Origin of the sequence: Amycolatopsis sp. NPDC051102, assembly GCF_040682815.1 — a bacterium.
In the GTDB taxonomy this organism is placed as follows: Bacteria; Actinomycetota; Actinomycetes; order Mycobacteriales; family Pseudonocardiaceae; genus Amycolatopsis.
In genome coordinates this window covers 798,786-810,579 of record NZ_JBFBBT010000003.1, presented here as the reverse complement: position 1 = coordinate 810,579, position 11,794 = coordinate 798,786, and the positions used below count along the sequence as shown (strand labels likewise).

Here is an 11,794-nt window from a genome sequence, read left to right as displayed (position 1 = left end):
CAGCGTTCGACTTGCATGTGTTAAGCACGCCGCCAGCGTTCGTCCTGAGCCAGGATCAAACTCTCCAACAATGAACAGTTTAATCGAGGCAAATTAATGCTCTCAAAGGAACCTCACACGAGGTTCAATACATAAGCTCTACTGGCTTAGTTCACTAGCACACTGTTGAGTTCTCAAGCAACACACCCCGAATTCGCCGCGATCAAGCGGCTCGCTCGAAGCGAGTCGTTCCTAGCAGTTTTTGGTGGGACACCCACTCAATCGCGATCTGCGAGAGCTTGGTTCGTGTCCCGGTGGCCACCCGGTTTCCCTGGCGACTTGGAGAACTTTACACCCCCTCCAGGTGGCCGAAACAGGGGGGTACCTTAACCGCGTTTCCGCAGGTCAAGCCCCTGTTCCGGGCCGCCGGAGCCGGTCAGCCGCCGAGCGCGACGCCGGCGACGTTCCGCTTGCCCTTGCGGACGACGAGCCACTTGCCGTGGAGGGCGTCCTCGCGCGACGGCGTCCACTCCTCGTCGGCGATCTTCACGTTGTTGACGTACGCGCCGCCCTCCTTGAGGGTGCGGCGCGCGGCGCCCTTGCTGTCCACCAGCCCCCCGGCGAGCAGCAGGTCGACGATCGTCGGCCCGGCCCCCGGGTCGACCTTGCCGTTCGGCACCTCGGCCATCGCCGCGTCGAGGGTGCGTTCGTCCAGGTCACGGAGCTCTCCGCGGCCGAACAGCGCCTGGCTGGCGTTGATCACCTGCCGGGTCTGCTCCTCACCGTGCACCAGCGTGGTGAACTCCTCCGCCAGCCGCTTCTGCGCGGCCCGCAGCTGCGGGCGCTGCTCGGTGTCCTCCGCCAGCGCGGCGATCTCCTCCTGGTCGAGGAACGAGAACATCCGCAGGTAGCGGACGACGTCGGCGTCACCCACGTTGACGAAGTACTGGTACCAGGCGTACGGCGAGGTCATCTCCGGATCGAGCCAGAGGTTCCCGCCGCCGGTGGACTTGCCGAACTTGCGCCCCTCGGCGTCGGTGACCAGCGGCGCCGTCAGCGCATGCACGGCCGCGCCCTCGGTCCGGCGGATCAGGTCGACCCCGCCGATGAGGTTGCCCCACTGGTCGGACCCGCCGACCTGCAGCTTGCACCCGTACTGCCGGTAGAGCTGCTGGTAGTCCTGCGACTGCAGGAGCAGGTAGCTGAACTCGGTGTACGACATCCCGTCGCCCTCGAGCCGCCGCTTCACCGTCTCCCGGTTGAGCATGACGTTGATCGAGAAGTGCTTCCCGACGTCGCGCAGGAACTCCAGGGACGTCTGCTGCCCGGTCCAGTTGAGGTTGTTCTCGACGATCGCGCCGGTCGGCGAGTCGTCGAAGTCGACGAACCGCTCCAGCTGGCCACGGATGCGGCCGGCCCACTCGGCGACGACGTCGAGCGTGTTCAGCGTGCGCTCCCCCGTGTCACGCGGGTCGCCGATCATCCCGGTCGCGCCGCCGGCCAGCACGATCGGCCGGTGCCCGGCGCGCTGGAAGCGCCTGAGCATGAGCAGCGGGACCAGGTTGCCGGCGTGCAGGCTGGGCGCGGTCGGGTCGAACCCGCAATAGAGCGTCACGGGACCCTGGTCGAGCTCGCGCCGGAGGGCGTCGATGTCGGTGGACTGCGCGATCAGGCCGCGCCAGGACAGCTCGTCGAGGATGTGTTCGCTCACGCCTGTAGATCCTCCCGCACCAGGTCAACCGACTAACTGGCGGGTCGGACCCGCCGCTTCCCGCCGCGGCGGTAGGTCGACACGGCCGGGGACGCGCCGTCCCAGAACCGCCAGGGTGTGTCCATCGCCATCGCGACGCCGACGCGCGGGCCGGAGCGGATCCGCTCCGCCGGCACGCGCTCGCCGGCGTACAGCCGGACCGGGGACGCCGGGTCGGTCAGGTCGACGCCGTTCTCCTGCCGGTCGATGCGCAGCACCGACGTCAGGATGGCCGGGCCCTTCGCGAGCTCGCCGGTCCCCCGCGCGTTCGGCCGCCGTTTGCGGACGACGTCGAGGCCGGTGACGACCTCGCCCGCCCGCAGGAGCACCGCGCCGGCGACGCCGTCGGTCGAGCCGACGATGTTCGCGCAGAAGTGCATCCCGTAGACGAAGTAGACGTACAGGTGCCCGGCCGGCCCCCACATGACGGCGTTGCGCGGGGTCCGGCCCCGGTAGCAGTGCGACGCCGGATCGTCCTCGCCGCGGTAGGCCTCGACCTCGACCAGCCGGACGCCGACGGTGCCGTCGGGACCGTCGGCCTCCAGGACCGAGCCGAGCAGCAGGTGGGCCAGGTCGACCGGGTCGAGCGCGAGTTCGTCGCGGGTGAACAACCGGCCTGCGTCGCCGCTCAAACGTGGTCCTCTCTCCGGCTGCCTGGCGCGTCCACCCTAACCCTTGAGCGATCGCTCAAACTCCCCTACAGTCTGTTTGAGCAGTCGCTCAAACTCTGAGGGGAGCCGGAGATGCGACCGAAGGCGCTCTATGTCGAGACCCTGATCCGCACGGACCTCGACACGCTGTGGCGGCACACCCAGGATCCGATCCTGCACCGGCGCTGGGATCTGCGCTTCGCCGAGATCAGCCCGCTCGACGAGCCCGAAGGCCACTTCAGGTACGCCTCGCGGTTCCTCGGGATCACCGTCGGCGGGATCGGGGTGAGCGTGGCGTCGCGGGACTGGCCGGACGGCTCGCGCACGTCGGTGCTGCGGTTCGCCTCCGCCGACCCGCTGTCGCTGATCAGCGCGGGGGCGGGCTTCTGGCGCTACACGCCGGTGCCCGGCGGCGTCCGGTTCGTCACCGGCTTCGACTACGGCACCCGCTGGGGCCGCTTCGGGCGGCTGGCCGACCGGGTGTTCCGGCCGGTGTTCGGCTGGATGACAGCGTGGTCGTTCGACCGGCTGCGGCTCTGGCTGGAGACCGGCGTCGCGCCGGAGGACCAGCCGCTGACCGCGCCTTCGGCCGCCCGCTGCGGCCGGACGCGGCCCCGTGACCAGGCAGCCGCCGGAGCGGCGTCGTGACCGGCGTCTTCGAGCGCGCGCTCGGCGCGGACTTCGCGAACCTGCACCCGAAGGTGCGGGAGCGGCTCGCGCTTTCCGGCGGCCGCGGGATGATCGGCCACGGCGTGATGGACCGCATCTGGCGTGGCCGGCACTTCACGCTGCCGTTCCTGTGGCTGGGATCGGCGCGGCACATCCTGTTCCCCGACTGCGGCCGGAACGTGCCGTTCACCATCGAGAACTACCCGTACGTGGACGGGCACGGCCGCGAAACGCTGTCGTTCGTGCGGACCTTCGAATTCCCGAGACGGCGAAGACGCTTCGACGCCCAGATGGTGTACAGCCCCGGCCGCGGGCTCGTCGACTACCTGGGGACGCACCAGCACCTGGCGGTGGACCTGGCCGTGACGGCCCGGCCGGACGGCGGGTTCCGGATCCGCTCCGGCGAGTTCCGGCTCCAGGAAGGACCGCTGCGAACGCGTCTGCCGCGGGTACTCACCGGGACCGCCACGGTCGACGAGTGGTTCGACCCGGTCGCCGGGCTGTTCCGGATCGAGGTCGCCGTGGTCAACCCGCGTTTCGGGCCGGTGTTCGGGTACGAGGGCAGCTTCGCCGCGACGTACGTCGACGTCGGCGGTGGGGTGAGCGGGGCGGTGAAGCCGCTTCGTGAGAAGGTCATGGACTGATGGGCACCGGCCGGAACTCCAGTTCGCAGGACACGAAGCAGCGGCTCGTGGACGGCGTGCTGGAAGTCGTCCGGCAGCAGGGCATCACCGCCGTCTCCGCTCGCTCGGTCGCCAGTGCCGCGGGCGCCAACCAGGCGCTGGTCTTCTACCACTTCGGCAGCGTCGAGGAGCTCATCGCGCAGGCGTGCATCTCCGCCACGGAGGCCCGCGTCGCCCTCTACCGCGACCGCTTCGCCGCCGTGGCCACGGTCGGCGAGCTGCTGGCGCTCGGCCGGGAAATCCGCATCGCGGAACGCGCGGAAGGCAACCTGGCCCTGCTGGCCCAGACGCTCGCCGGCGCACAGGGCAGCGAACGGCTCGCCGAGGCGACCCGCGAGGGCCTCGACAAATGGATCACCGAGGTTCGCACGGCACTCGAGCGCGTGCTCCAGGGGTCGCCGCTGGCCGAGCTCGCGGACCCCGACGGGCTGGCCCACGCCGTGTCCACCGGCTTCCTCGGGCTGACGCTGTTCGACACCGTCGACCCCGAAGGCGCCGAGCAGGCCGTGGCCGCGCTGGAGCAGCTGGCCGTGCTCGTCGACGTCCTGGACGGGCTCGGCCCGGTGGCCACGCGGGCCGTCCGGGCCAAGCTCCGCAAGTCCCTCAGTTGAGCCACTGGCGCGCCGCGGTGACGCGCTCCTCCAGCCGGGCGCGCTGTTCGGCCACGCGGACGGGCGCCGTGCCACCCCGCGCGTCACGGGACTTCACCGAACCTTCGACGGTGAGTACTTCGCGCACCGCGGGCGTCAGCGCCGGATTGATCTTTTCGAACTCCTCGTCGGTCAGCTCGTCCAGGCCGACGCCGCGGGCCTCGGCGACCCGGACGCTCTCGCCCGCCGCTTCGTGCGCGACGCGGAACGGGACGCCCTGGCGCACCAGCCACTCGGCGACGTCGGTGGCCAGGGTGAAGCCGGCCGGGGCCAGCTCCGCGAGCCGGTCGGTGTGGAAGGTGAGCGTTTCGAGCATGCCGGCGATCGCCGGGAACAGGAGCTCGAGCTGCTCGACCGAGTCGAACACCGGCTCCTTGTCCTCCTGCAGGTCGCGGTTGTAGGCCAGCGGCTGCGCCTTGAGGGTGGCCAGCAGGCCGGTGAGGTTGCCGATCAGCCGGCCCGCCTTGCCGCGCGTCAGCTCCGCGACGTCCGGGTTCTTCTTCTGCGGCATGATCGAGCTGCCGGTCGCCCAGGCGTCGTCCAGCGTCACGTAGCCGAACTCGGCGGTGTTCCAGATGATCACCTCTTCGGCGATCCGGGACAGGTTCACCGCGAGCATCGCGACGGCGAAGGCGAACTCGGCGACGAAGTCGCGCGAAGCGGTGCCGTCGATGGAGTTCTCGACGCTGGTGGCGAAGCCGAGCTCCTCGGCGACGGCCTCGGGGTCGAGGCCCAGCGACGAGCCGGCGAGCGCGCCCGAGCCGTACGGCGACTCGGCCGTGCGGGCGTCCCAGTCCTGCAGGCGCGAGACGTCCCGCAGCAGCGCCTGGCCGTGCGCCATCAGGTGGTGGGCGAGCAGCACCGGCTGGGCGTGCTGCAGGTGCGTGCGGCCGGGCAGGATGGCGTCCGGGTGCCGCTTGGCCTGCGACACGAGCGCGTCGATGACTTCCAGGGTGCCCGCGACGACCCGGCGGGCGGCGTCGCGCAGCCACATCCGGAACAGCGTTGCCACCTGGTCGTTGCGCGAGCGGCCGGCACGCAGCTTGCCGCCGAGCTCGGCGCCGGCGCGCTCGATCAGGCCGCGTTCGAGGGCCGTGTGCACGTCTTCGTCGGCGATCGTCGGGGTGAACTCCCCCGAGGCGACGTCCTGGGCGAGCGTGTCCAGCGCGGCCAGCATGCCGGTCAGCTCGTCGTCGGTGAGCAGGCCCGCCTTGCGCAGCACGCGAGCGTGCGCGCGCGACCCGGCGATGTCGTAGGGCGCCAGGCGCCAGTCGAAGTGCGTCGACGCGCTCAGCGCGGCCATGGCCTCCGCCGGACCGCTGGCGAACCGGCCGCCCCACAGCTGCACCGGCTGCTCGTTCCCGCTCACTGTTCTCGGTTCTCCTCGGTGTGGTCGTTCGATGTCAGGCGACGGTGATCCGGCCGTCGTACAGGACCAGGCGGACTTCGCCCGAAACGGTGCCGGTCAGCCTGGCGCATCCGCGGCCGGCCCGCCGTTCGAGCGCGGCGCACGCGGCGCCGCGCTCGATTCTCTGCGCTTCGCCGCGCGCACTCAGCATCCGGCGTGCTTCGGCGACGGAGACGGTCTCGCCGTCGATCGCCACCGGCACCCCGCCGTCGTAGGTGACGACGACCTCGTCCGGCGCCAGGAACTCCCCTTCGGCCGGGAAGATGTCGCCGATCGCGGTCATGGTGATCCTTCGTCCGCCGATCGCTGGGCCAGGGAGGCGAACCGCTCGGCGAGGTCCTTGCCCGTCAGGGGCTCGCGCGCGATGACGGCGACCGTGTCGTCGCCGGCGATCGAGCCGACGACCTCTTCCAGGGCCGCCCGGTCGATCGCGCTGGCCAGGAACTGCGCCGCGCCCGGCGGCGTCCGCAGCACGGTCAGGTTGCCCGACGAGTCCGCCGAGACCATCAGTTCCGCGAGCAGCCGGGAGAGCCGTGACGTGCCGCCCTGCACCCCGCGCACCGGGCTGCCGTCCTCCGGGATCACGTAGACCGGCGCACCCGAGTCCGGCCCGCGCAGCTTGACCGCGCCCAGCTCGTCGAGGTCGCGCGACAGCGTCGCCTGGGTGACCTCGATGCCTTCGGCGGCCAGCAGCTTGGCCAGCTCGGTCTGGCTGCGGATGGTCATGCCGGCCACCAGCTCGGTGATCCGGGCCTGCCTGCCCACCCGGCTGCCGGTCATCGCCTGCTCTCCTCGAACAGCCAGACCAGCAGCGCCTTCTGGGCGTGCAGGCGGTTCTCGGCCTCGTCCCAGACCGCGCTGGCCGGGCCGTCGAGCACCTCGTCGGTGATCTCCCAGCCGCGGTGGGCGGGCAGGCAGTGCAGCACGATCGCGTCGTCGGCGGCCTTCTTCAGCAGCTCGGTGTTGACCTGCAGGGCGCGGAACGGGCCCACCCTGTCGAGCCCGTCGTTCTCCTGGCCCATCGACGTCCAGGTGTCGGTGACGAGCACGTCCGCGCCGTCGACCGCCGCGTACGGGTCGGTGTAGGCGGTGGCGCTGCCGCCGGTCTCGGTCGCGCGCTTCTTCGCGTCCAGCATCACGCCCTGGTCCGGCTGGAAGCCGACCGGCGAAACGACCCGGACGTGCATCCCGGCGGTGACCCCGCCGAGCAGCAGCGAATGCGCCATGTTGTTGGCGCCGTCGCCGAGGTAGACGAGGGTGAGGCCGGCGAGCTTGCCTTTGCGCTCGCGGATCGTCATCAGGTCGGTGAGCACCTGGCACGGGTGGAACTCGTCGGTGAGCGCGTTGACCACCGGGATCGACGCGGCCGAAGCCATCGCGTCGAGGCGCTTCTGCGCGAAGGTGCGCCACACGATGCCGTCGACGTAACGCGACAGAACCCGCGAAGTGTCTTCGATGGTCTCTTCACGGCCGAGCTGCATCGAGCGGCCATCGACGATCACGGGGTGGCCGCCGAGCTGGCTGATGCCGACCTCGAACGAGAACCGCGTCCGCGTCGAGTTCTTCTCGAAGATCGCCGTGATGGACTTCCCGGCGAGGATCTTGTTGCCGAGCGGGTCGGCCTTGAGCTGGTCGGCGAGGTCGAGGATGGCCTTCTGCTCGGCCGGACTGACGTCGTCGTCGCGGAGGAAGTGGCGCAGCATCAGTCGGAGTCCTTCGTGGTGGAGTCGAGCGCGTTCGGGAGTGCCGCCAGGAAGCCGCCGGCCTGCTCGGCGTCGAGCACGAGCGGCGGGGCGAGCCGGACGGTGTCCGGGGCGATCGGGTTGACGAGGTAGCCGGCGGCCTGCGCGGCCTGGGCGACCGCCGCCGAGACGGGCTGCTTCAGGGCGATGCCGAGCAGCAGCCCGGCGCCGCGCACCCCGGCGACGAGCGGGTGGCCGAGCGCCTCGACGCCCGCCGCGATGTCCTTGCCCAGCGTGGCGACGTGGTCGAGGAGGCCGTCGGCGGCGATGGTCTTCAGCACGGCCAGGCCGGCCGCGCAGCAGACCGGGTTGCCGCCGAAGGTGGTGCCGTGCTGGCCCGGCTTGAGCAGGTCGGCCGCTGCGCCGACGCCGATCACCGCGCCCAGCGGCAGGCCGCCGCCGAGGCCCTTGGCCAGCGTGATGACGTCCGGCACGATGCCGGCCTGCTGGTAGCCGAACCAGGTGCCGAGCCGGCCGAGACCGGTCTGCACCTCGTCGAGCACCAGCAGCGTGCCGGTGGCCTTGGTGATCTCGCGGGCGGCCTGCAGGTAGCCGTCCGGCGCCGGGACGACCCCGCCCTCGCCCAGCACCGGTTCCAGGAAGACCGCCGCGGTGTCGGTGTCGACGGCGGCCTTGAGTGCCTCGACGTCCCCGAACGGCACGTGCTCCACGCCGGGCACCAGTGGCTTGAACGGGTCGCGCTTGCCGGGCTGGCCGGTGAGCGTCAGCGCGCCCATGGTCCGGCCGTGGAACGCGCCTTCGGCCGCGACCACCTTGGTGCGCCCGGTCAGCCGGCTGATCTTCAGCGCGGCTTCGTTAGCCTCGGCACCGGAGTTGACGAACAGCACCTTGCCGTGGCCGGTGAGGCCGGCGACGTCCAGCAGTGCCTCGGCGAGCTCGACGGCGACCGGGTTGACGTACAGGTTCGAGGTGTGGCCGAGCTGCTTGATCTGCGCCGTGACGGCTTCGACGACCGCCGGGTGCGCGTGGCCGAGCGCGTTGACGGCGATGCCGCCGACCAGGTCGACGTACTCCCGGCCGTCGGCGTCCCACACCTTCGCGCCCTCGCCGCGGACGAGCGTCAGCTGGGGCGTGCCGTAGTTGTCCATCAGGGCGGACTGCCAGTGCTGCTGGCCATCCACATTGGACTGGAGGTCGGTCACGGGAGCTCCGTTTCGGGGAAGACCATGGTGCCGATGCCGCGCGAGGTGAAGACCTCCAGCAGCACCGAGTGGGCGAGGCGGCCGTCGATCACGTGCGCCCGGCGCACGCCGCCGCGGATGGCGCGCACGCACGCCTCCATCTTCGGGATCATGCCGCTGGCCAGGCCGGGCAGCATCGGCTCGAGGTGGTCGACGCGGATGCGGTCGATCAGCGACGACCGGTCGGGCCAGTTCGCGTACAGCCCTTCGACATCGGTGAGTACCACGAGTTTCTCGGCCCCCAGGGCGGCCGCGAGCGCACCGGCGGCCGTGTCGGCGTTGACGTTGTGCACGACGCCGTCGACGTCCGGGGCGACCGTGGACACCACCGGGATGCGCCCGGCGTTGACGATGTCGAGCACCGCGTCCGGGTTGACCGCGGCGACCTCGCCGACCAGCCCGATGTCGACCGCCTCACCGTCCACAGTGGCCTGTTTGCGTTCGGCGGTGAACAGCCGGGCGTCCTCGCCGGAGATGCCGACCGCGTACGGCCCGTGTGCGTTGATCAGCCCGACGAGTTCCCGGCTGACCTGGCCGACCAGCACCATCCGGACGATGTCCATCGTCTCCGGCGTGGTGACCCGGAGACCGCCCTTGAACTCGCCCTCGACGCCGAGGCGGTTCAGCATCGCGGTGATCTGCGGGCCACCGCCGTGCACGACCACCGGGCGCAGGCCGGCCAGCCGGAGGAACACCATGTCCTCGGCGAAGGCCGCCTTCAGCTCGTCGTCGATCATGGCGTTGCCGCCGTACTTCACCACCACGGTGGCGCCGTGGAAGCGTTGCAGCCAGGGCAGCGCCTCGATGAGCACTCCGGCCTTCTCGGCCGCCGTCGCGAGTCGTTCGTCCGCGGAAATCAGAGCCTCCCGGGTCATGAGGAGTACGCGCTGTTCTCTTCGACGTAACCGTGCGATAGATCCGTGGTGTAGATGGTGGCCGCGCTCGAGCCGACGCCGAGGTCGACGACGATCTCGACGGCCCGGCCGATGAGGTCCGCCTCGGACCGGTCCGAGGCGGGCATGCCCTGGGCGAACAGGGTCACGCCGTTGATGGCGATCGACACCGTCTCCGGGTCGATGCGGGCCGGGACGCGGCCCAGTGCCATGGCGATCCGGCCCCAGTTCGGGTCGGAACCGAACAGCGCCGTCTTGACCAGGTTGTCCTCGGCGATCGTGCGGGCGACCGCGATGGCGTCGGCTTCGGTGGCCGCACCCTGCACGGTGACGTCGACGTCCTTGGTCGCGCCCTCTGAGTCCGCGCGCAGCTGGAGCACCAGGTCGTGGCTCACCGCGGTGAGCAGCTCGGTGAGTTCGGCTTCGGTCGGCTCGACACCGCTCGCGCCGGAGGCCAGGACCAGGACGGTGTCGTTGGTGGACGTGCCGCCGTCGACGTCGAGCCGGTCGAAGGTGACGCGGGTCGCCGCGCGCAGGGCGCGGTCGAGGGTTTCCTTGTCCACCACCGCGTCGGTGGTGAGGACCGAGAGCATGGTGGCGAGGTTCGGCGCGAGCATGCCCGCGCCTTTGGCGAAGCCGCCGGCGCTCCAGCCGCTGTCGTGCTTCGCGAAGGCCTGCTTCGGTTTCGAGTCGGTGGTCATCACGCCCGTGGCGGCGTTCAGGCTCGCCTCGGGGCTCGCGTCGAGGGCCTTGAAGGCGGCGTCCACTCCGGACAGGACCGCGTCCATGGGCAGCCGCTCGCCGATCAGGCCGGTGGAGCAGACGGCGACCTCGATCGCGCCGGCCTGCAGGACTTCGGCGACCTTTTCGGCGGTGGCGTGGGTGTCCTGGAAGCCACCGGGCCCGGTGGCCGCGTTGGCGCCGCCGGAGTTGAGGACGACGGCCTTCAGCCGCTGCTGCTTGAGCACCTCCTGCGACCACAGCACCGGTGCGGCCTTGATGACGTTGCGGGTGAACACCCCCGCAGCGACGTCGAGCGGGCCGTCGTTGACGACCAGGGTGAGGTCGAGCGCGCCGGAGGCCTTGATCCCGGCGGCGACGCCGGCGGCGCGGAAGCCCTGGGGGCCGGTGACGGTCACGGTGCCACTCCTACGGTGGAAAGCCCGGTGGTTTCCGGGAGGCCGAGGGCCAGGTTCATCGACTGGACGGCACCGCCGGCGGTGCCCTTGGTGAGGTTGTCGATCGCGGTGACGACGACCAGCCTGCGGGCGTCGGCGTCGACCGCGACCTGCAGCTGGGTGTTGTTCGAGCCGAGCGTCGACGCGGTGGCCGGCCAGGCGCCCGCGGGCAGCAGCTGGACGAACGGCTCGGCGTCGTAGGCCTTTTCGAAGGCCGCCCGGGCGGCGGCCTCGTCGACGCCGTCCTTCAGCGGGGCGCTCGCGGTGGTCAGGATGCCGCGGGGCATCGGCGCGAGCACGGGTGTGAAGGACACGGTGACCTTCTCCCCGGCGACGGCCGAGAGGTTCTGCGCGAACTCGGGGGTGTGGCGGTGGGCGCCGCCGACGCCGTACGCGCTGGCCGAGCCCATCACCTCGGAGCCGAGCAGGTGCGGCTTGAGGCTCTTGCCGGCGCCGGAGGTCCCGGTGACGGCGACGACCGTGACGTCGGGTTCGACCAGCCCGGCGGCGAACGCGGGCGCCAGGGCCAGCGATCCACCGGTCGGGAAGCAGCCGGGCACGGCGATGCGCTTGGTGCCGGCGAGCTTTTCGCGGGCGCCGGGCAGTTCGGGCAGGCCGTACGGCCATTGGCCGGCGTGGTCGCCGCCGTACCAGCGCTGCCAGTCGCCCGCGTCGGCCAGGCGGTGGTCGGCGCCGAGGTCGACCACCAGGACGTCCGGCCCGAGCTGCGCCGCGATCGCCGCGGAGTGCCCGTGGGGCAGCGCGAGGAAGACGACGTCGTGGCCGGCGAGGGTCTCCGGCGTCGTCTCGGCCAGCACGCGATCGGCGAGCGGGACGAGGTGGGGCTGGTGGACGCCGAGCTTCGTGCCCGCGCTGCTGGCGGCCGTGAGCGCGCCGATCTCGACCTCGGGATGGGTCAGGAGCAGGCGCAGCAGCTCACCGCCCGCGTACCCGCTGGCTCCGGCCACCGCGATGTTCACCGTCATACGC

General features: G+C 71.3%; 13 protein-coding genes and 1 rRNA gene. 3 read left to right on the top strand and 11 right to left on the bottom strand.

Translation table 11 applies throughout. The annotated features are described in order from the left end of the window. The 3 genes from AB0M93_RS14400 to AB0M93_RS14390 all read right to left on the bottom strand — a co-directional run. A 16S ribosomal RNA gene (locus AB0M93_RS14400) occupies positions 1-71 on the bottom strand; the annotation flags it as partial. A 344-nt stretch (positions 72-415) separates the two neighbouring features. Then, the gene (tyrS, locus tag AB0M93_RS14395) at positions 416-1,690 is read right to left on the bottom strand and encodes a tyrosine--tRNA ligase (protein ID WP_364272821.1); all 1,275 of its coding nucleotides are present in this window, start codon (positions 1,688-1,690) and stop codon (positions 416-418) included. Between the two features lie 32 nt (positions 1,691-1,722). Then, positions 1,723-2,361, bottom strand: a complete 639-nt coding sequence (locus AB0M93_RS14390) for a DNA-3-methyladenine glycosylase (protein ID WP_364272818.1) — start codon at positions 2,359-2,361, stop codon at positions 1,723-1,725. Between the two features lie 111 nt (positions 2,362-2,472). Here AB0M93_RS14390 and AB0M93_RS14385 point away from each other — a divergent pair, with 111 nt between their 5' ends. From AB0M93_RS14385 to AB0M93_RS14375, 3 genes are read left to right on the top strand one after another with little or no spacing between them, the layout of a single operon-like run. Then, a complete protein-coding gene (locus AB0M93_RS14385) occupies positions 2,473-3,027 on the top strand; it encodes a hypothetical protein (RefSeq protein ID WP_364272815.1) in 555 nt (184 codons plus the stop codon). Next, on the top strand, positions 3,024-3,692 hold the full coding sequence (locus tag AB0M93_RS14380; protein ID WP_364272812.1) for a DUF4166 domain-containing protein: 669 nt from the start codon (positions 3,024-3,026) through the stop codon (positions 3,690-3,692). Before AB0M93_RS14385 ends, AB0M93_RS14380 begins: the two co-directional genes overlap by 4 nt. Beyond that, positions 3,692-4,342, top strand: a complete 651-nt coding sequence (locus AB0M93_RS14375; protein WP_364272809.1) for a TetR family transcriptional regulator — start codon at positions 3,692-3,694, stop codon at positions 4,340-4,342. Before AB0M93_RS14380 ends, AB0M93_RS14375 begins: the two co-directional genes overlap by 1 nt. On the opposite strand, the gene argH is transcribed toward AB0M93_RS14375, so the two are convergent. The 8 genes from argH to argC are packed head-to-tail and all read right to left on the bottom strand — an operon-like array spanning position 4,335 to position 11,790. Continuing rightward, positions 4,335-5,750 (bottom strand): argininosuccinate lyase, encoded by a 1,416-nt coding sequence (gene argH, locus AB0M93_RS14370; RefSeq protein ID WP_364272806.1) that lies wholly within the window; start codon positions 5,748-5,750, stop codon positions 4,335-4,337. The genes AB0M93_RS14375 and argH overlap by 8 nt on opposite strands. Before the next feature lie 34 nt (positions 5,751-5,784). Further along, complete coding sequence (locus tag AB0M93_RS14365) at positions 5,785-6,072, bottom strand: argininosuccinate synthase (protein WP_364272803.1); 288 nt, start codon at positions 6,070-6,072, stop codon at positions 5,785-5,787. After that, positions 6,069-6,569, bottom strand: a complete 501-nt coding sequence (locus AB0M93_RS14360) for an arginine repressor (RefSeq protein ID WP_364272800.1) — start codon at positions 6,567-6,569, stop codon at positions 6,069-6,071. The genes AB0M93_RS14365 and AB0M93_RS14360 overlap by 4 nt, the downstream gene beginning before the upstream one ends. Further along, positions 6,566-7,492 (bottom strand): ornithine carbamoyltransferase, encoded by a 927-nt coding sequence (gene argF, locus AB0M93_RS14355; RefSeq protein ID WP_364272797.1) that lies wholly within the window; start codon positions 7,490-7,492, stop codon positions 6,566-6,568. The genes AB0M93_RS14360 and argF overlap by 4 nt, the downstream gene beginning before the upstream one ends. Continuing rightward, entirely contained in the window at positions 7,492-8,694 is a 1,203-nt protein-coding gene (locus AB0M93_RS14350) for an acetylornithine transaminase (RefSeq protein ID WP_364272794.1), read from the bottom strand. Before AB0M93_RS14350 ends, argF begins: the two co-directional genes overlap by 1 nt. Then, positions 8,691-9,608, bottom strand: a complete 918-nt coding sequence (gene argB, locus AB0M93_RS14345; protein ID WP_364272791.1) for an acetylglutamate kinase — start codon at positions 9,606-9,608, stop codon at positions 8,691-8,693. The genes AB0M93_RS14350 and argB overlap by 4 nt, the downstream gene beginning before the upstream one ends. Next, a complete protein-coding gene (gene argJ, locus AB0M93_RS14340) occupies positions 9,605-10,765 on the bottom strand; it encodes a bifunctional glutamate N-acetyltransferase/amino-acid acetyltransferase ArgJ (protein ID WP_364272788.1) in 1,161 nt (386 codons plus the stop codon). Before argJ ends, argB begins: the two co-directional genes overlap by 4 nt. Continuing rightward, positions 10,762-11,790, bottom strand: coding sequence for an N-acetyl-gamma-glutamyl-phosphate reductase (gene argC / locus AB0M93_RS14335; protein WP_364272785.1), 1,029 nt, complete (start codon positions 11,788-11,790; stop codon positions 10,762-10,764). Before argC ends, argJ begins: the two co-directional genes overlap by 4 nt. Positions 11,791-11,794: the final 4 nt, after the last annotated feature.

Coding starts and splice junctions, on each gene's coding strand:
- AB0M93_RS14385 (WP_364272815.1), top strand. CDS start 2,473: ATGCGACCGAAGGCGCTCTATGTCGAGACCCTGATCCGCACGGACCTC.
- AB0M93_RS14375 (WP_364272809.1), top strand. CDS start 3,692: ATGGGCACCGGCCGGAACTCCAGTTCGCAGGACACGAAGCAGCGGCTC.
- AB0M93_RS14365 (WP_364272803.1), bottom strand. CDS start 6,072: ATGACCGCGATCGGCGACATCTTCCCGGCCGAAGGGGAGTTCCTGGCG.
- AB0M93_RS14360 (WP_364272800.1), bottom strand. CDS start 6,569: ATGACCGGCAGCCGGGTGGGCAGGCAGGCCCGGATCACCGAGCTGGTG.
- argF (WP_364272797.1), bottom strand. CDS start 7,492: ATGCTGCGCCACTTCCTCCGCGACGACGACGTCAGTCCGGCCGAGCAG.
- argB (WP_364272791.1), bottom strand. CDS start 9,608: ATGACCCGGGAGGCTCTGATTTCCGCGGACGAACGACTCGCGACGGCG.
- argC (WP_364272785.1), bottom strand. CDS start 11,790: ATGACGGTGAACATCGCGGTGGCCGGAGCCAGCGGGTACGCGGGCGGT.